Here is an 18,996-nt window from a genome sequence, read left to right on the forward strand (position 1 = left end):
TGTAAAAAAAGAGGCTGACTCCTTAAACTTTAGAGTCAGTCTCTTTTTACTTTTTAGCCATTAAAGCTCACGAACCTTTAAACTTACTTCCCCATTTTCAATGACAATTTCCACTGATGAATGTTCATGTACATGCCCAGCTATTATTTCACGAGCGAGTTTCGTTTCAATATTCCTTTGTATATACCGTTTTAATGGTCTTGCACCATATATAGGATCAAAACCATTCTCAGCAATAAATTCTTTTGCATCCTCTCGAATCGAAATTTCAATATGCTGCTGCCTTACCCTCTTTTGGAGTTCCTTCATCATTTTGACCACAATATTTTTAATTTCTCCTAATGACAGAGGTTTAAAAAGAATGGTTTCATCAATTCTATTTAAAAATTCAGGACGGAAATGCGCTCTTAGTTGGTTCATCACATTGTTTCTTGTATCCTCCGAAATACCCATTTCATTATCTCTTCGGTCCAGTAAAAAATGTGATCCAATATTGGAGGTCATAATAATCACTGTATTCTTAAAGTCCACTACCCGGCCTTGTGAATCAGTTATTCGTCCATCATCTAGTGCTTGCAAGAGAATATTGAATACCTCTGGATGAGCCTTTTCAATTTCGTCCATCAAGATCACGGAATAAGGTCGCCTTCTCACAGCTTCTGTCAATTGTCCGCCTTCTTCATACCCTATATAGCCAGGAGGTGCACCGATTAAACGTGAAACTGCATGTTTCTCCATGTATTCCGACATATCAATACGGATAATATGTTCCTCGCTGTCAAATAACGATTCAGCCAATGCCTTTGCAAGTTCTGTTTTTCCTACACCTGTAGGACCTAAAAATAAGAACGATCCAATTGGTCGATTAGGGTCTTTAATTCCCGCCCGTGCTCTAAGTACAGCATCAGCCACTAAGTTGACTGCTTCTGCTTGTCCAATGACTCTTTCATGTAATATAGACTCCAATTTTAACAGCTTTTCTCTTTCTCCCTCAACCAGTTTAGAAAGTGGAATCCCTGTCCATCTGGATACTATATTTGAAATTTCTTCCCCCGTTACCTCTTCACGAAGCAGACGATCATCTTTTACGATGGCTTGCTCTAACTCTTTCAGTTCTTTTTCTGCTAAGGGAATTTGTCCATGGCGAAGCTCGGCTGCACGGTTTAAATCATATTGATCTTCTGCCTGTTGGAGCTCCCTCCTAAGTTTTTCAAGTTGTTCCCTTTTCTCCTGTAATTTCTGAATACCTTGCTTTTCTTGAAGCCACTTTGCTTTCTTTGTATTCGCTTGCTCTTTTAAGTCGGCCAATTCCTTTTGAAGTGTTTCCAGTCTAACTTTACTGCCTTCATCACTTTCTTTTCTTAATGCCGCTTCCTCGATTTCCAATTGCATAACCCGCCGTGTGACCTCATCAAGTTCGGTAGGCATTGAATCAATTTCCGTTCGAATTAAGGCACAGGCTTCGTCTACAAGGTCAATAGCCTTATCTGGTAAAAACCGATCTGTAATATACCGATCTGACAACGTCGCAGCAGCTACAAGTGCATGATCATGGATTTTCACCCCATGGTGAACTTCGAACCTTTCCTTTAAACCTCTTAAAATGGAAATCGTATCTTCAACATTTGGTTCTTGCACGAGAACCTGCTGGAATCTCCGTTCAAGTGCTGGATCCTTTTCGATATATTTTCGGTGTTCATCAAGGGTAGTGGCACCTATACAATGAAGTTCCCCTCGAGCAAGCATTGGTTTTAACATATTACCTGCATCCATTGCCCCTTCGGTCTTGCCTGCCCCTACAATAGTATGAATTTCATCTATAAAAAGCAGGATTCGCCCTTCGCTTTTTTTGATTTCATTTAACACAGCTTTTAACCTTTCTTCAAATTCCCCCCTAAATTTAGCACCGGCAATTAGCGCACTCATATCTAAAGAAAAGATTGTTTTGTCTTTTAGACCTTCCGGTACATCCTTTCGGACAATGCGCTGGGCTAACCCTTCAACTATAGCTGTTTTACCTACCCCTGGTTCGCCAATTAAAACAGGATTATTTTTTGTTTTTCTCGATAAAATCCTGATGACATTACGAATTTCTGTGTCCCTTCCGATTACTGGATCTAGTTTCCCTGCTCTGACCTCAGCAACTAGGTCTCTTCCATATTTCTTTAGTGCATCATATCCTGCTTCCGGATTTTGCGAAGTCACTCTCTGGTTCCCCCTTATCTCTTTTATCGCCTTTAATACAGTACCTGGCTCTTCTCCTAATGATTGTAGAATTTTTTTCATTTCAGAATCATTTGCATAGCATGCTGCCAACATTATGTGTTCAACCGATATATACTCATCACCAAATTTAGCTGCAAATTCTTCAGCTCTAACGATCAACTTTTGCAGCTTTGCTGTTATATATAATTTCCCTTGTTCAACGCCACTTCCAGTGACCTGAGGTTTTTTAGATATTGACTCTCTCCATTTTCTTTGAACCTTCTCAACGGACAAACCGGTCCTTTCAAGGATAGATACAATGAGACTATCCTCCTGATCCATTAACGCCAAGAATAAATGGGGTTCATCCACCTCTTGATGATTATTTTTAACAGCTAAAGATTGTGCATCCATTAATCCTTTTTGTAAACGTTCTGTCATTCGGTTTAAGTCCATACATCTCACTCCTTTATTTGACCATTTTTGACCTTAATATAATTATAAAACATTTCTCTAAAAGAAGTAAAATTTTCCGCAATAGAAAAGCCACCCGTTTGGATGACTTTTCATGATACATTAAGGTTTTCTTTGGTAGGTCCATACACGTTCATCATTGGACGTTTCTGGAAAACGGTCTCCAGCTTTAAGCTTTATTTTTTTGGGGTTGTTGACAGTGCTTCCTGTGTCGCCCACCTCAATGTAAATTCCATTATTCGGTGCTTTTTTTCCTGATTTAAACTGGTGATTTTGTCCCATTTTCTTCCCTCCTTGTCGTCTACAGTTTTATTATTTCCTTTTCGTTAAAGGCCATTAAAGGAATTTACTGCAAGTTTTCACAAAGTTCGACATTATTTCCTAAGAAATATTATGAAAGCTTTTTAAAATATGACGATTGTATGAATTTATTGTACATTTATTGCTAAATATTCTTTGTTAACAATATAATTATAGTAAAAATATCCTTATATAATTTGACTGTGCTTTTATTATGAAACGGTTATTTGAACCTTTAAAGGTGGTTATTTGTATGCAGTCAGTAAAAGAAATACCCGTAACACTCTCCCATCTCTTTGATACGGTTCACCATATTAGAAAGATCGAAAAAGGTACCTTTCTTTTTCAAGAAGGATCAAACGCAGATGAATTATATATTGTTCGAAGTGGAATCCTGCAAATTAGTAAAATTATTCCTGACGGTAGAGAATTAACTCTAAGAATGTGCTCAAATGGCGAACTTGTAGGGGAGTTAAATTTATTCTCTCCAACTTCAAAATTTTTATTAAGTGCACGTGTAGTTGAAAGTGGAGAAGTAGCTGTTATTAAGAAAGAAACACTTGAGGAAAAGCTCTCACAAGATCTTCCACTTTCCTTTGAGTTTATCCAATGGATGAGTCAACAATATCGGAAAACCCAAACTAAATTTCGAGATTTAGTACTTCACGGAAAAAAAGGAGCATTGTATTCAACCTTAATTCGAATAAGTAATAGTTATGGTATAAAAACAAATAAAGGAATCTTAGTGGAACTTCCTTTAACAAATCAAGAATTAGCTAATTTCTGTGGGACCTCTCGTGAAGTGGTAAATCGGCTTCTTAGTGATTTAAGAAGAACAAATATGATTTCAATTGATAAAGGAATAATTACTATTCATGATATAGATTATTTAAAAAGGGAAATCGATTGCGAGGATTGTCCTATTGAAATATGTAAGGTGGATTAAGCAAGATTATATTGTACAAAAAAAACGGTCCACTCAGACCGATTTTTTTTGTACCTTTTCCTGAATATATTGGATAGTCCACCGAATAGCCATTTCCTCGCTGATTAAAAAGGATGGACCAGCCCACTTTTCTTTCACCAGTTCCTTTATTTCATTATTCCAAGAAATCACCGCTAATATATTGTTCACTTTTCCGATTAGTTGAAGGTCTGAGGTTTCTCTTACTACTAATAGCTTGGGATAATGCTCTTGCTTATATCCTTCAACTAGTATGACATCTGGCTTAAAGAATTTCATAAGCTCTACTTGATCATCAAGATTGCAAACGATGGCTTCTGCTTGAAGAAGTAGCCTTCCTCCTCCTTCTACAATGGAAGCAAGTGCACCCGAGATTAGATGTTTGCCTGTATCCTTTGACATAGGTGCATCGGGCTTACCGCCATGTCCATGATGCTTAATGGTTACTGTCTGTAAGTGATCTTTTTTTAATTGTTCCAGCAACTTTAATGTAAAAGTAGTTTTGCCACTATTTTGAAACCCTACAATTTGAAAAACAACAGGATTTACCAAGGCCACTCACTACCTGATTGATCCTCCAATAAAAGGACTTCTACTTCACAGCCTGCTGTAAAACCTCTTGTTCCACCTGGCAGAATCATTAATGAATTGGCGCCAGCTAAGCTCATAATAATGTTAGATTTGTCAAGACCGCTCGGTGTAGATTTTAGTCTGCCTTCTTCTATGAATGTTGAACTTCGTACAAACCTTGTAAATGGATTGGCTTTAGGAAAGTCTACTTCAAGTACAGCCAATTCTTTCCGCAAATGCGGTTTTTCCGAAAATAACATTCTCCGAAGGATTGGGCGCGCAAACAGTTCAAATCCAACGTAACAGGCTGAAGGATTACCAGAAAGCCCAAATAAAATCTTATCTTTATATCGAGCAACCGTAGTTACACTCCCCGGCCGCATAGCCACCTTATTAAACAACACTTCTGCTCCTAGTTTTTCATAAATAGCCGGAAGGTAATCAAAATCTCCTACAGATACTCCTCCAGTTGTTATAAGAACGTCTACTTTATCTAATGCATCCTTAACTGCATCAAAGCAGGTATCAAATTCATCGGGCAATTTACCAAAGTATTGGACAATTCCACCTGCTCTTTCAATCTGTGCACAAATCATGTGTGAATTACTATTACGAATTTTCCCAGGAACTAATTCTTCATACACTTCTAATAACTCTGTACCCGTCGCAAATAGACCAACAACTGGCTTTTTAGCTACTGGTACATTTTGATAACCGAAAGTCGCAAGCATGGCTTGAATCCCCGGGTTGATGAGTGTCCCTTTTTTAACAAGGACTTCGCCTTGTTTCGCATCTTCCCCTATGAAGGAAACATTATCCCCCTTCTTAAATGGACGCTTAATAGCCATGAATGGAATTCCATTCTTTTCATAATCCTTCGCTAACTCAAACATAACAACTGCATCGGTTCCCTCAGGCATCATAGCCCCGGTCATAATTCGAACAGCCTGATTTTGACCAACAACTTTGGTTGAAACCATCCCGGCTCCAATATGATCTACTACTTCAAATTCTAGAGGATTGGATTGAGAAGCCTGAATCGTATCAATAGATCTAACAGCAAAGCCATCATATGGCGCCCTGTCAAAATGAGGCACATCACTGGTTGCAATTAAATCTTCCGATAAAAAACGGCCATAGCTATCATTTATGGATATGTGCTCCGTCGCACCATGTAATTGGAATTCCATGATCTTTTTAACCGCTTCTCCTATTGGGATAGGGTTTCTTCTTTCTAACATCCTTCTCACTCCTGCCTAAAACGGGTAGTTTAAATTTATGTACAATATATGAACTACTATACATTATAAGCCTATAGAAACCTTGCTAATATATCAAATATCACAAATTGGATAAATCTTACCTTAAAAAAACAAAAAATCATATTGAATGTGTGATTTAGGTCACCTAGTTTCCACTCTAATTCCATTATGCTTATATCAAGAAAACAAACAGATTCAAATTTTAAGGAGGATTTTTTATGACTTTCCCATTTACATCTAATTCATTAGTTAAAGATATTGTAAACGAATTACCAAAAACAAGTGATGTGTTTAAGAAAAACCGTATTGATTTCTGCTGTGGTGGAAATATTCCGTTGTCTGAAGCAGCCGCCCAAAATGGCCTCAATACCGATCATTTACTTACAGAATTAAAGGAAGTATTCACAAAATATGAAAACGAAGAGAAAAATGTAGAGGTTTGGACTGATTCCGATTCTAATACAATTATTGACCACGTCATCACTAATTATCACCGTGTTTCTGATGAAGAACTAACTATGCTAAGTCCTTATGTAACAAAGGTCTCTCGCGTACATGGTGATAATCACCCAGAACTTTTAAAGGTGTATGAGCTTTTTTATGAATTTAAAAAGGAATTGATTGAGCATATGAAAAAGGAAGAAGCTGTAGTCTTCCCATTAATTAAGCAACTTGCGGATGGCACAGTGGAAAACCGTGAAGAAGCCATCCAAATGATTGTTGAACTTGAAAAAGAACATGATCATGCAGGTGAAATTCTGAGAGAAATCCGGGCAGTGACATCTGATTATACGCTTCCATTAGATGCTTGTGGTACGTACCGCTTAGTCTATGCTCGTTTGGAAGCACTAGAGGGACTAACCTTCATGCATGTACACTTAGAAAATAATATCTTATTCCCACGCTACCTATAATTATCTAAGAGGCTGTCTCAGACAGATGTCGAGACAGCCTCTTTTTTGTACAATGAAAAACCCTCTTATTTACTAAGAGAGTTTTTCATTTCTTTAATATAGTTGGAAGACTATCCTCCAATATAAGACATCTCAATCTTTTTGCGGTTCTTCGTTGTCTCCGCCGTTCTTTCATCCGAATATCGATCTTCCCGCCCATTCCAAATAGCCGTTACTCTATTACGGATTTCTTCATCACTAGCACCATTACGCATGAAATTTCGAATATCATGGCCATTCCCATTGAATAGGCATGTAAATATTTGACCATTGGCTGAAAGTCGTGAACGTGTGCAGCTGGAACAAAATGATTCAGAAACGGATGTAATGAATCCTACGTTACCGTTCGTATCCTTATAACGATAAAGCTTGGCTACTTCCCCGAAATATGCGGGGTCAACTGCCTCTAGCTCAAAATGCTCTTTTAGTAAATAGTACATTTCCTTCTTGGTAACAACGTCGTCCATTTTCCACCCATTTGTAGAGCCTACATCCATAAACTCAATATAACGTAATTCCAATCCATTGTTTTTGCAGTATTCTGCCATTGGAATAATCTCTGAATCGTTCAGTCCCTTTTTAACTACCATGTTGATTTTGACACCTAGACCTGCTTGTTTAGCTGCTTCAATCCCTTCTAAAACCGGGCCAGTCCCAACACCTCGTCCATTTATTTCGCCGAACAACTCATCATTCAAGGTATCAAGACTAACATTGACCCTTTTTAAACCAGCCTTTTTTAAGTCCATCGCTAATTTTGGAAGCAGGACGCCGTTTGTAGTCAACCCGATGTCACTTAACCCTTCAATAGCTGATAACTTTTCAACAAGTATAGGCATATCTCTTCGGAGAAGTGGTTCTCCGCCTGTTAAACGGATTTTTTCAACACCTAAGCTAACAAAAATCTTAGCAAGACGTTCAATTTCCTCGTAGGTAAGCAACGCTGTCTTAGGAAGAAATTCAAAATCGGGCCCAAATTGATCTGCTGGCATACAGTATTGGCAGCGAAAATTACAACGGTCAATGACGGATATTCTTAAATCACGTAATGGTCTGTTAAATTTATCTTTTATAATGGTTTTTTCCATTCGGTATCAACTCCATTTAAGGAAGCAATTTACTTATAAGTGTAGCAGTCTTTTGGATTGAAAGCTGTTACTTTATTCACTATAAATATACTTTTAATATAATTCTTATCTTAACAGATGTTTAATGATGAAGAAATGATTGTTTTTGGAAATATCCGAGCCTGACATCGTTTAGAAAAAAAATCTGCATGAGTTTTCACTATATTGTCATTGTTTACCCCAATTTATTGCTTAATCATGGGATAGAATGATACTAATGAATCCTTAATAAAAATTGACAGGTATAAAAATATGTTCTTGAGGTGAAACGGATGACAACTACAATGAAACCTACTCATTCCATAGAGATAAAAGAATTACTTCGATTTGCTGATCGGAAATTTAGAAGTGAAAGAGGAAGCTTCTTATTTCAGGAAGGGATGAAAGCAGATGAACTTTACATTATCATCTCCGGAAAAGTTCAAATCAGCAAAATAACAACAGATGGACGTGAACTATCTTTAAGAATTTGCGGTGCAAATGATATTTGTGGTGAATTGACACTCTTTACAGATAATCCAAGGTACTTATTAAGTGCGAAGGTACTTGAAGAAGGAGAAATTGTAGCCATAAAAAAAGAAGTGATTGAAAGTGAAATTTTTCAAAATAGTAAGTTGGCTTTTGAATTTATGAAGTGGATGAGCGATCACTTCCGAAAAACACAAACAAAATTTCGTGATCTTGTATTAAATGGAAAACGCGGCGCGCTCTTTTCAACATTAATTCGTATGTCTAATAGCTACGGTATTCAGAAAGATAATGTAATCTTAATTGACCTACCTCTAACTAATCAAGAGCTCGCCAATTTCTGTGGGACTTCTCGAGAAAGTACCAATCGGATCCTTAGTGACTTAAAGAAAGATAATATTATTTCTATAAAGCGTGGTAAAATATCTATTTTAGATCTTCAATATTTAAAAGACGAAATCGGCTGCGAAAATTGTTCTGCCGTATATTGCAATATTGAATAGCTGTTATTGATTCAAGAGGCTGACTTTTATGGTCAGCCTCTTTATATTCACCCTATTATTTTTGAACCTGTTTTTCTCTTAATGCTTTTGGAATATATACACAGAACGGCTCACTTTCAAGATAATCCCCCGTCATAGCATAGGCCCTTGACCTTGAACCACCACATACATGGCGGAATTCACAAACCCCACATTTTCCTTTATATAAATCAGGATTCCGTAGTGATTTGAAAATAGGTGACTCACGGTAAATTTCTGCTAATGGCTGCTCCCTTACATTCCCTGCTTTAACTGGTAAAAGTCCACTTGGGTAGACATCGCCAATATGCGATATGAAGACAAAACCATTTCCATCATTTACGCCTTTTGGTGCTCGACCTAAACCATCAATGGAGCCTGTTAAGCCCTGCTCTGTTAAAGCACTTAAATAATCTATTTCTGCTGCTTGTTCCTTAGCCTCACGCATCTTTTGTTGAATAACCACCCGACGATAATGCTGTGCTGCTGTAGTTTTTATATCAAAAGAAACGCGTTTACTTAAATCATAAAGCCATCTGAACACTCTCTCATGTTCAACTGGAGAGATCATATCTGATTCTTGGCCTCTTCCTGTTGGCACCAAGAAGAATACACTCCATAAAACACAGTTTAGCTCTTCAACCATTTTTGCCATTTCATCAAGATAATCTATATTATAGCGAGATATTACGGTGTTGATTTGAATAGGGATCTCCAACTCATGAAGATATTTAATTCTTTCCATCGTAAGATCGAAGGAACCAGCCGTTCCGCGAAAATGGTCATGTACCTCTGCTGTTGGCCCATCAATACTAAATGCCCAGCGAGACAGCCCGACATCTTTTGCTTTTTCAATGGCTTCTTTCGTAACGTTAGGAGTAGCACTTGGCGTCATTGAGACACGTACGCCTTTTTCCACTGCATATTTAGCAATGTCAAAAACATCCTCCCTCATTAAGGGATCTCCCCCCGTAAAGACGAGCATTGGATTATTCATTTCATATATTTGATCAATTAACTGTTTGCCTTCCTCAAAGGAAAGCTCACGAGGATCTCTTCTATATTGTGCTTCGGCACGACAGTGCAAACATTTTAACTGACATGCACGTGTAAGTTCCCAAATAACGATAAATGGATCTTTATTAAAATCTCGGCTAAAAGCCATATGAAACGCCCCCTAAAACGGCTATTTCAACTCAAACAGCCTTAATACTCTGTATTATAAAGGTGTTTATAGTCGAAAAAAGTGAACTATCTCACAGACTTAAAGATATATATGGACGTTTTGTGAATGAGAAAAGAAAAAAACAGCAGATCTCAATTCCACTGTTTTTCGAAGGTGATTATATAGTTACTTTTATGCATTACTCTTAACGGATGCCTAAAGCAATTTTCGCATAGCGTGACATCATTTCTTTATTCCAAGGCGGATTCCAAACAATATTTACTTCTACATCCTTGACTTCAGGAATATCTGCAAGTGCTCTTTTTACTTGATCAACGATGGTTCCAGCCAAAGGGCAGCCCATTGAAGTTAAGGTCATATCTATTGTGACCTTTCCCTCATCATCCATTTCTGTTTTATATACTAATCCTAAATTAACGATGTCTAAACCCAGTTCTGGGTCAATAACTAACTCGAGTGCACCCATAATATTCTCTCTTAAATCCTCATTCATTTCCTTCCGCTCCTTTAAATGGTACGATTTATAACAGTATTTACTTATTTATAAAAAGTATATCGGTTTTCACCCAATCTTGGTGTGAAATTTTTTACAGTTTGGATATATAATTGTTAACATAGTAAATATAGAAATAACCAGTCCATTGTTTTTAAAACTTATTAAATGTAGTGTATCATGCAGTTCATTTTTTTACTAAAAGTATGCACTTTTTTAACAATTCATAATATAAAGGAGTCCATATGGCAGAGAGACATTTAATCGCATTAGATTTAGATGGAACATTACTTAAAGATGATAAAACTATCTCTTTAAAAACGAAGGAAATTATAAGTAAAGCAAGGGACGAAGGTCATATCGTTATGATTGCAACTGGCCGCCCTTTTCGTTCAAGTGAAATGTATTATCGTGAGTTAAATTTGGACACGCCCATTGTTAATTTTAACGGAGCATTTATGCATCATCCTAGGAATCCTAATTGGGGATTTTATCATGAACCGCTTGATGTTAAGGTCGCAAAAGACATTGTCGAAGCTTGCAGAAGCTTCCATTTCCATAACATCATTGCAGAAGTAATTGATGACGTTTATTTTCACTATCATGATGAAAAGCTTTTAGACATTTTTAGCTTCGGTAATCCAAAGATAACTACGGGTGACCTTGCTGAGTACTTACAAGATTCCCCTACCAGTATGTTAATCCATACAGAAGAAGATCAATTAAAAACGATTAGACAGCACTTATCCGATGTTCATGCAGAAGTGATTGATCACCGCAGTTGGGCAGCGCCATGGCATGTTATTGAAATAATTAAAATCGGATTAAATAAGGCAGTAGGGCTGAAGAAGGCTTCAGAGTACTTTGGTATTCCTGCAGAAAGAATCATTGCCTTCGGAGACGAGGATAATGATCTTGAAATGCTTGAATATGCTGGCCGTGGTATTGCAATGGGTAATGCCATCGATCAAGTAAAAAACATTGCCAATGATGTCACCCTAAGTAACGAAGACGATGGAGTCGGTCAATATTTGGCAGATTTGTTAAATTTAAAATTATAATTTACAAACGCCATTGTTTTCCTAAATGAACAGTCTCCTATTTGAGCATACTATTTTTGAGGCAGCGGTGCTGTTTCAATCAAAGCTTGAGCATATTGGAGGGATTCGAATGGGTAAACGTAACAAATCAAAACGCTTTGTCCAGCAAGGAGTGGATACTGTCAGCAAACATGATGAACGTATCCCTTATCACATGACCTACGCTGAAGCAGAAGCTCAGAAAATGGCCAATGTGCATGAATCCTCGCTTGGAGGAATATAACATGGGAAACCAATTGTTCCAGGAAGCACGGAGATTTGTTGAAATGGCGAAATCCGCCAACCCAGCTGAGTATGATTCTGCTGTAGCAAAAGCAAAGAATGCTCTAAGTTCTGCTTATGCAAACTCGACAGTTGCAGAACAGGCACAGCTCCAACAAATGCAACAAGAGCTTGAACAGATCAGATAGCTGCACAAAAAAACAGAGACACCTTTAATCGGTGTCTCTGTTTTTTTCATGATGAAATTGTTCAAGTATCGCAGGATAGAAATGTGTGGATTTTCCGTCCTGGCTCTTTTCATAAAGGTTTAACAACAAGGAACCACTGGCAGGAAGCTTTTCATTCGGAAGATGGACCTCTAGCTTAAAAGGTCTCCACTCCCCCTTATCAGAAGAAACTAAAAGCTTTGTTTCAGGGATAAATTCCGTATGGCCATCTTCAACTGAATAATATAATTCACGGTTACTTACATTTGCCTCTCCAGTGACAACATAATTTCCTTTGGTGCCTGACACCTTTACCTGACGAAAGACATTGTTTTCTTCTGGAATATAGAATTTTTGAATATTGCTTAGTTTGGTTCGATTTGTGATGGGTTGGTCATTTATCCTAATAGGACGGAATGTGGTATGAACCGTATACTCACCAGGAGGAACGCGGCCACCCTTAAATTGATAATTCCATTTTTCCACTCGTCTAAAGGTTTGATGCGGCTCTATAGTAACCGTCTGAAATGCCTGCAAAAAATATCGCCCTTTTGAATAGACATATACCTCCTTACCTGATTGGTCTGCAATCGTTATTTCAACCAATTGAGAAGTTGGAAATTCGAAGTGAAGCGGTATTTCCCCAGTGTTTTCTACGACTATTTCAAAATCTACCCTTTCTGATCCCGCAGTCGGAATGACATAAAAACGATAATCCAGTTCGTTCACCCCGTTTATAACTGTTTTTTGCAAAGTTGGGAAAAGTAATGTAATAACACAAAGTAGTATTCGCATGTTGGTCTCCTTTTTCCTTTATTCTCTCCGAAAAAAACCATATACTCCTGTGGTCTGGATAATATTTGTAAAGGCATTTGGATCTACTTCTTTGATAATTCGTTCTAAATCATAAAGCTCATACCGAGTAATAACGATCATTAGCAGATCCCTTGTTTCATTTGAAAACGCTCCTTTTGCTGGGATCATTGTGATTCCCCTAACTAATGACCCATGGATAGCCTTCTTCAACTCTTCTGCTTTTTTTGTTATAATCATCGCCGTGAGTTTCGCATGTCTTGTATGAATGGCATCAATGACTCTTGTTGAGGTATATAAAGTAACTAGCGTATACAGGGCTTTTTCCCACCCGAAGAGGAAGCCCGCCGTTACAATGATGATCCCATTTAAGACAAACATGTACGGACCCACCGGCTTATCCTTCATTCGTGATAAAACCATTGCGATGATATCCACACCACCTGTTGATGCTCCCCACTTTAAAGTAATCCCTACACCTACTGCTAAAATAACCCCACCAAATACGGCGTTAAGTAAAATATCCTGGGATACTTGTTTAATAGGTACGATGGTTAAAAAAAAGGAGGACATTAGCACACTTAAAAAGCTGTAAACAGTAAATGATTTTCCTACTTTTCTCCATCCTAGAATGGCTACTGGGATATTTAATAAAAGCAATAAAATACCCATGGAGATATGAATAGGTGTATAATCACTTAGCACCTTAGAAAGTAATTGAGCGATTCCTGTAAATCCGCTTGAATAAACATTAGCCGGAATAAGAAATAAATTCATTGCCAGTGCATTTAATAATGCACCCGCGATTACAATAACTATTTTTTTCGATTCTTGCCAAAGCAATGAGAGTCCCCCTTTATTCTTTTTGTTTGTCAACCATTTTAAAATTACATAATTGTATTTTTTAGGCGAAACCGATAAACTGAAACTAAAATAACGCTTGAAAGCAGGTGAGCTTCATGCAGGTAAAAATACTAGCAGATAGCGCATGCGATTTACCTAAAAGTTTTTATGAGGAAAATAATGTCACACTTCTCCCATTAAAGGTCCATTTAAATGGAGAAGAATACGAAGATGTTAAAAATATTGATCCAAAAACGGTCTATGACGCAATCAGAAATGGTTCTACACCTAAAACATCTCAAACCTCTCCCCTTTTGTTTGAAGAAGTTTTCACACAAATGGCTGAAAGAAATGAAGATGGAATATACATAGCCTTTTCTTCTGAGCTATCAGGAACTTATTCAACCGCTGTTATGATTCTTGACCAAGTGAAGGAAAAATATCCAAACTTTAATTTAACCATCGTTGATACTAAATGTGCATCCCTTGGGATTGGACTAATTGTCAAAGAAGCAGCCAAGCTAGCGATGAACAATGCAAGCAAAGAGGATATTTTAAACGATGTGCGTTTTAGAAGTCAGCATATGGAGCATCTCTTCACCGTTGAGGATTTAGATTATTTAGCAAAGGGCGGCCGAGTATCTAAGGCATCAGCCTTCCTTGGCGGACTATTAAATATTAAACCGATTTTAAATGTTGAGGATGGCAAGCTCATTCCAATCGAAAAAATTAGAGGTAAAAAGAAAGTACTACGTCGCATTATTGAAATCATGAATGAACGTGGATCCAATATGGGGGAACAAACCATTGGCATTAGTCATGCGGATAATGAGGATTTGGCTCAAGAAATGCGAGAATTGATCGAGGAAGAGTTTCGTCCAAAAGAGGTTTATATCACTAGCATTGGTTCAGCTATAGGTGCACATACAGGTGCAGGAACCATATCTATTTTCTTTTTAAACCAACTATCATAAATAAGTAAAAAAACCAGAGCAATTTTCTGCTCTGGTTTTTAACTTATTTATGGTCAGTCTTTTTAGAATATTGATTTTTACCTGCCTGGCGATTTTTTTCGCGCATCATATTTTTCTCATGTCTCAATGCGTTATTATCTTGTGCTTTTTTATCATTATCAGATGTGTGTGGCATGTAATTACTCCTTTCGTAATTCCTTTGTCAGTCATTATTGTCTGTCATTACGAAATAGAGTATGTAATCTGAGTTAATCTTTTTTTACATACGTCCAGCTACCTTCTTGATATACCTTACCGTCTTTCATTAGTTTGCCGAGTGCCCGTTTAAATGCACCCTTGCTTAAGTTGAAACGGTCTTGGATATCCTCAGGCGTACTTTTATCATTATAAGGCATAGCTCCGTTTCTGCCGAGGAGGTAATCATAAATTCGATCTGCATCATTATCCTGAGATTCTTCTTTCCTCGCAAGTAAGGACACATTCACCGTGCCATCTTCCTTCACATCGATGATCCGTCCCTCCACTTTTTCGCCTAAACGAGGCTCTTGTGGTCTTTGTGATTCATGAATAAATCCTTTAAATCCTTCTAACGTATAAATCCAGCTGCCAACCTTAGCAGTCCGGTATATATGCCCCTGAACATTTTTATTGAACTGTTCTCTAGTTGCTTTTACAGAAATGGATTCAATAACCTGGTCAGTGGCAAGCTTTGCATAAAGGAGATTATTGCTGCTTACTTTTATTGTGATATAAACTAAATCGCCAACTTTTGGCCAGACAGACTTATGGACTGGCAGATCATCTATACCAAGCAAAAGGTCCTTTGGAAGTCCAATATTTAAAAAGACACCTATTCTCGGGTTCGTATCTGTTACCTTAACCCAACCATAGCGGCCGACAGCTATATCAGGGATGGTTGTTGAAGCAGAGACTCGGCCTTCTGAATCCACATATAAAAAAACTTCTACTTCATCCCCTTCTTCTAATTCCTGATTAGCCTGATTTATATGCAGTAACACATCTTCATTTCCGTCGGTTAAAAAATAGCCAAATGCTGCTCTTCTTGCAACAGTTAAGGTGGTTGTTTGGCCAATTAGTTCATTTATTGACATATTAACGTTCCTTTCCTTCGAAGCGTTTTAATTTCATTTAAGTTTTGTAGCTCATGCTGCTTTTTTTATAAAGTTGTTTGAACTGCTATATTTTACTATAATGTACCCATAAAGGGAAACTCTAGCAGGTATTGTTTCTACATACAATAAAATACATGGAGGTTTGTTTATGTCTAAAGATAGCTCATTTGATATTGTATCCAAAGTTGATTTTTCTGAAGTCACCAATGCCATCACCCAAACAATGAAAGAAATAAGTACACGTTATGATTTCAAAGGGAGTAAGAGTGAAGTGAGTCTGGACAAGGAAGAACTTGTCCTCATTTCTGATGATGAGTATAAACTGGATCAATTAAAGGATGTATTACTTGGAAAATTGATTAAACGCGGAATCCCCGTTAGAAACCTTGATTACGGGAAGATAGAAAAAGCATCGGGTGGGACCGTGCGTCAAAGAGCCAAGCTTGTCCAAGGAATTGATAAAGAAAATGCAAAAAAAATTAATACCATCATTAAAAACAGTGGTGTAAAAGTAAAAAGTCAGGTACAAGACGACCAAGTACGTGTCAGTGGCAAAAACCGTGATGATTTACAAAAAATCATTTCCTTGGTACGTGAAGCAGATCTTACTGTAGATGTACAGTTTATAAACTATAGGTAGTGAATATAACACAAATGTTTAATTTTGTTATAAGTAGTGTAAATAAGACGAAAAGGATCCCATCCTTCTCGTCTTTTTAATTTTGGTTCATAATTTCTCTATTTGTCCAAAGAATAACAAGATAAATCAATCATGGAGGTAATACAAATGAGTAATAAACCAAATCAACAAAAACAGACCTTTCCCCCACAACATCAGAACCATCAACCAGGAATAGAAAGTGAAATGAATCCACGACCGAAGTTTGCCGATCCAAATTATAAAGCAGGAGGCAAATTAGCAGGAAAAACTGCGATTATTACTGGTGGCGACAGTGGCATCGGCAAAGCAGTGGCTATTTATTTTGCTAAAGAAGGTGCAAATGTTACGATCGCATATTTAAATGAACACCAGGACGCAGAAGAAACAAAGCAGCTGATTGAGGCTGAGGGACGCCGTTGTCTCCTTTTTTCTGGCGATATTGGGGAAGAAGACCATTGTAAAGAGATCGTTAATCAAACAATAGAGCAATTTGGTAAACTCGATATTTTGGTGAACAACGCAGCCGAACAGCATCCACAGCAAAGCCTACTAAATATTACTGCGGCCCAACTTGAAAAAACTTTTCGAACCAATATTTTTTCCTGCTTTTATATGACAAAAATGGCCCTACCTTATCTTAAAAAAGGAGCCTCCATCATCAATACAGCGTCTATCACTGCCTACGAGGGAAATGAACAATTATTGGATTATTCGGCTACCAAAGGTGCCATTGTATCCTTTACTCGTTCCTTGGCTAAATCACTAGCCCCCCAAGGAATACGTGTAAATGGAGTTGCCCCTGGACCGATATGGACACCGCTCATACCATCTACCTTCCCTGCTGATCAAGTTGCCACTTTCGGCTCCAATACCTTGATGGAAAGAGCGGGACAGCCCTTTGAACTGGCACCAAGCTATGTATTCCTAGCCTCAGATGACTCTTCATTTGTAAGTGGCCAAATGATTCATGTAAACGGCGGAAAAGTAGTAAATGGCTAATATAAAAAAACGCATTGGGGTTCTGCCCAATGCGTTTACTCTGCTTTTTTTGTTTTCCTTCTTTTTATGATGAAGAAGAGGAAAATGGAAACGAGGATGTAAACGATAATCATGGATACGATCAACGGAATATTGGCTCCGCTCTTTTCAGTTAATACATAAACCTCTGAATTATCCCGGTCAAGTATAAGGATGTACTGATTGTCTCGGCTACGGACAATGTCCCCCCCAAGTAAACCCCTAAGTTCTTTACCGCTTTCCACCTGTTCCTTAGTTAAAATGACTTTTTGTGATTTGCTTGTATTATTGATTGCAACTATAGATGTTTCGCCTTTATACGTTCGTTTATAAACGATCATTCCCTTTTTCTCATAAAGCATGTCCATGTTGCCTCTAGTTAATGATGGGAGTTGATTTCTTAATTCACCTATTTTCGTTATATAATCAATAAGGTCCTTATCCGCTCGAAAATTCATCTGCCTGCGGTTATCCGGAATTTCCCCACCAATTAGAGCAATCTCTGTCCCATAATAAATGAAGGGGATTCCAGGCGTAGTATATAAATAAGTCAATGCTGTTTTCCAACGTGAACCAGGAAATTGTCTCTTTTCAACAATGTCAGTAGTAAACCGCGTTGTATACTCATTATCCATAAATGATGCTCGTGTAAAGGATGGTTGTCCTTTGTCAGCATCTACATAAAGCGGGCTGAGGGATTCATCAGTAGTGGCAAACGCTTTTCTTATATTTGCAAGATTGGAGTAATCTAACAGACTGTCAATTCCAGCTTGTTCGTATTCCTTTTGATCAGCAGTAGTACCTTGGGAAAGTACACCAAGCAAGAAAAAATTCTTTTTCGTATTTTTGATTTGTTTTGAAAAATCATTCCAAAAACTTAATTTTGTTTGGTTCACTTCTGGTAAACTAAATCCATCAATATTGGTCTTGTTAATCCACCATTTTGCAGCATCAATTAAGTAAGCCTCGTCAACAGAATGGTTTGTAGCTTCGTTGGTTGTAACAAAATCAATAACTACCTTCATTTTCCGCTTATGCGCTTCTTTTACAAGCTCCTGAAATTTCTTTATAGTACCAAAGTGCTCGTCCGTCTTGTAGTAGTCAGTTACTGAGTAGCCATGGTACCCATTTTTCGTATTATCAAAGATAGGGGTTAAACGTATGGCCGTAAATCCCATATCATGTATGTAATCTAGTCGATCAATAATCCCTTGAAAATCACCGCCATGATAGGCTAACGGGTCTTTAGCATTTACATCCACATCATTGGTTATATCTCCATTGTTGAATCGATCAATCATAATGGAATAAAATGATTCATCCTGCCATAATCTGTTTTCTTTTTTTACAGCGGCCTGTGCAGGTAACGAAGAAAATAATAAGAAAGTAATTAACATGAGTATCGTTTTTTTCATATATTTTTACCTAACCTCCCTATATAAGGGAAGAGGCTCTCCTCTTCCCTACACTATTTTAATCCAACGTGGTCTTTATTCCAAATGTA

Annotated in this window: 21 protein-coding genes; 9 read left to right on the forward strand and 12 right to left on the reverse strand. The window is 37.6% G+C overall.

The annotated features are described in order from the left end of the window. Positions 1 to 60 precede the first annotated feature (60 nt). Complete coding sequence (gene clpB, locus AA0X95_RS23150; protein ID WP_413302073.1) at positions 61 to 2,661, reverse strand: ATP-dependent chaperone ClpB; 2,601 nt, start codon at positions 2,659 to 2,661, stop codon at positions 61 to 63. Between the two features lie 120 nt (positions 2,662 to 2,781). Continuing rightward, positions 2,782 to 2,961, reverse strand: a complete 180-nt coding sequence (locus AA0X95_RS23155; RefSeq protein ID WP_413302076.1) for a YjzC family protein — start codon at positions 2,959 to 2,961, stop codon at positions 2,782 to 2,784. A gap of 271 nt (positions 2,962 to 3,232) precedes the next feature. Between AA0X95_RS23155 and AA0X95_RS23160 the strand changes: the two genes are divergently transcribed. Beyond that, entirely contained in the window at positions 3,233 to 3,925 is a 693-nt protein-coding gene (locus AA0X95_RS23160; RefSeq protein WP_413302079.1) for a Crp/Fnr family transcriptional regulator, read from the forward strand. A 33-nt stretch (positions 3,926 to 3,958) separates the two neighbouring features. Here AA0X95_RS23160 and mobB read toward each other — a convergent pair whose 3' ends face one another. Both mobB and glp read right to left on the reverse strand, forming a co-directional pair. Next, complete coding sequence (mobB, locus tag AA0X95_RS23165; RefSeq protein WP_413302081.1) at positions 3,959 to 4,501, reverse strand: molybdopterin-guanine dinucleotide biosynthesis protein B; 543 nt, start codon at positions 4,499 to 4,501, stop codon at positions 3,959 to 3,961. Next, positions 4,489 to 5,754, reverse strand: coding sequence for a gephyrin-like molybdotransferase Glp (gene glp, locus AA0X95_RS23170; RefSeq protein WP_413302083.1), 1,266 nt, complete (start codon positions 5,752 to 5,754; stop codon positions 4,489 to 4,491). The genes mobB and glp overlap by 13 nt, the downstream gene beginning before the upstream one ends. A gap of 239 nt (positions 5,755 to 5,993) precedes the next feature. Between glp and ric the strand changes: the two genes are divergently transcribed. After that, on the forward strand, positions 5,994 to 6,689 hold the full coding sequence (ric, locus tag AA0X95_RS23175; protein ID WP_413302085.1) for an iron-sulfur cluster repair di-iron protein: 696 nt from the start codon (positions 5,994 to 5,996) through the stop codon (positions 6,687 to 6,689). A 110-nt stretch (positions 6,690 to 6,799) separates the two neighbouring features. On the opposite strand, the gene moaA is transcribed toward ric, so the two are convergent. Next, a complete protein-coding gene (moaA, locus tag AA0X95_RS23180) occupies positions 6,800 to 7,816 on the reverse strand; it encodes a GTP 3',8-cyclase MoaA (RefSeq protein ID WP_413302087.1) in 1,017 nt (338 codons plus the stop codon). Between the two features lie 311 nt (positions 7,817 to 8,127). Between moaA and AA0X95_RS23185 the strand changes: the two genes are divergently transcribed. After that, positions 8,128 to 8,826, forward strand: coding sequence for a Crp/Fnr family transcriptional regulator (locus AA0X95_RS23185; RefSeq protein ID WP_413302090.1), 699 nt, complete (start codon positions 8,128 to 8,130; stop codon positions 8,824 to 8,826). A gap of 55 nt (positions 8,827 to 8,881) precedes the next feature. Here the strand turns inward: AA0X95_RS23185 and AA0X95_RS23190 are convergent, their stop codons facing one another. Both AA0X95_RS23190 and AA0X95_RS23195 read right to left on the reverse strand, forming a co-directional pair. After that, positions 8,882 to 10,009: a TIGR04053 family radical SAM/SPASM domain-containing protein gene (locus tag AA0X95_RS23190; RefSeq protein WP_413302093.1), complete on the reverse strand. Its 1,128-nt coding sequence runs from the start codon at positions 10,007 to 10,009 to the stop codon at positions 8,882 to 8,884. 205 nt (positions 10,010 to 10,214) lie between these two features. Further along, positions 10,215 to 10,523 (reverse strand): metal-sulfur cluster assembly factor, encoded by a 309-nt coding sequence (locus tag AA0X95_RS23195; protein WP_413302096.1) that lies wholly within the window; start codon positions 10,521 to 10,523, stop codon positions 10,215 to 10,217. A gap of 245 nt (positions 10,524 to 10,768) precedes the next feature. Between AA0X95_RS23195 and AA0X95_RS23200 the strand changes: the two genes are divergently transcribed. The 3 genes from AA0X95_RS23200 to AA0X95_RS23210 all read left to right on the forward strand — a co-directional run bounded on the left by AA0X95_RS23200 (position 10,769) and on the right by AA0X95_RS23210 (position 12,033). Next, entirely contained in the window at positions 10,769 to 11,584 is an 816-nt protein-coding gene (locus tag AA0X95_RS23200) for a Cof-type HAD-IIB family hydrolase (RefSeq protein WP_413302098.1), read from the forward strand. Positions 11,585 to 11,693: 109 nt separating this feature from the next. Further along, entirely contained in the window at positions 11,694 to 11,846 is a 153-nt protein-coding gene (locus AA0X95_RS23205; RefSeq protein WP_307289495.1) for a hypothetical protein, read from the forward strand. Between the two features lies 1 nt (position 11,847). After that, complete coding sequence (locus AA0X95_RS23210) at positions 11,848 to 12,033, forward strand: DUF3813 domain-containing protein (protein WP_309865881.1); 186 nt, start codon at positions 11,848 to 11,850, stop codon at positions 12,031 to 12,033. Positions 12,034 to 12,057: 24 nt separating this feature from the next. Here the strand turns inward: AA0X95_RS23210 and AA0X95_RS23215 are convergent, their stop codons facing one another. Beyond that, a complete protein-coding gene (locus tag AA0X95_RS23215; RefSeq protein ID WP_413302102.1) occupies positions 12,058 to 12,846 on the reverse strand; it encodes a BsuPI-related putative proteinase inhibitor in 789 nt (262 codons plus the stop codon). Positions 12,847 to 12,864: 18 nt separating this feature from the next. Beyond that, positions 12,865 to 13,707: a YitT family protein gene (locus tag AA0X95_RS23220; RefSeq protein ID WP_413302105.1), complete on the reverse strand. Its 843-nt coding sequence runs from the start codon at positions 13,705 to 13,707 to the stop codon at positions 12,865 to 12,867. A 116-nt stretch (positions 13,708 to 13,823) separates the two neighbouring features. Between AA0X95_RS23220 and AA0X95_RS23225 the strand changes: the two genes are divergently transcribed. Then, entirely contained in the window at positions 13,824 to 14,681 is an 858-nt protein-coding gene (locus tag AA0X95_RS23225) for a DegV family protein (RefSeq protein WP_413302107.1), read from the forward strand. A 43-nt stretch (positions 14,682 to 14,724) separates the two neighbouring features. On the opposite strand, the gene AA0X95_RS23230 is transcribed toward AA0X95_RS23225, so the two are convergent. Together AA0X95_RS23230 and AA0X95_RS23235 are read right to left on the reverse strand one after the other, a co-directional pair. Then, positions 14,725 to 14,856 (reverse strand): DUF3941 domain-containing protein, encoded by a 132-nt coding sequence (locus AA0X95_RS23230; protein ID WP_081810752.1) that lies wholly within the window; start codon positions 14,854 to 14,856, stop codon positions 14,725 to 14,727. A 73-nt stretch (positions 14,857 to 14,929) separates the two neighbouring features. Further along, positions 14,930 to 15,793, reverse strand: a complete 864-nt coding sequence (locus tag AA0X95_RS23235) for a S1 RNA-binding domain-containing protein (protein WP_413302110.1) — start codon at positions 15,791 to 15,793, stop codon at positions 14,930 to 14,932. A gap of 169 nt (positions 15,794 to 15,962) precedes the next feature. On the opposite strand from AA0X95_RS23235, the gene AA0X95_RS23240 reads away from it, so the two are divergent. Beyond that, a complete protein-coding gene (locus AA0X95_RS23240) occupies positions 15,963 to 16,454 on the forward strand; it encodes a YajQ family cyclic di-GMP-binding protein (RefSeq protein WP_309865891.1) in 492 nt (163 codons plus the stop codon). A 147-nt stretch (positions 16,455 to 16,601) separates the two neighbouring features. Continuing rightward, on the forward strand, positions 16,602 to 17,474 hold the full coding sequence (locus tag AA0X95_RS23245) for an SDR family oxidoreductase (protein WP_413302113.1): 873 nt from the start codon (positions 16,602 to 16,604) through the stop codon (positions 17,472 to 17,474). Positions 17,475 to 17,509: 35 nt separating this feature from the next. Here AA0X95_RS23245 and AA0X95_RS23250 read toward each other — a convergent pair whose 3' ends face one another. Further along, a complete protein-coding gene (locus AA0X95_RS23250) occupies positions 17,510 to 18,907 on the reverse strand; it encodes an alpha-amylase family glycosyl hydrolase (RefSeq protein WP_413302116.1) in 1,398 nt (465 codons plus the stop codon). Between the last annotated feature and the right edge of the window lie 89 nt (positions 18,908 to 18,996).

Source organism: Neobacillus phoenicis (genome assembly GCF_047302305.1).
In the GTDB taxonomy this organism is placed as follows: Bacteria; Bacillota; Bacilli; order Bacillales; family Cytobacillaceae; genus Neobacillus.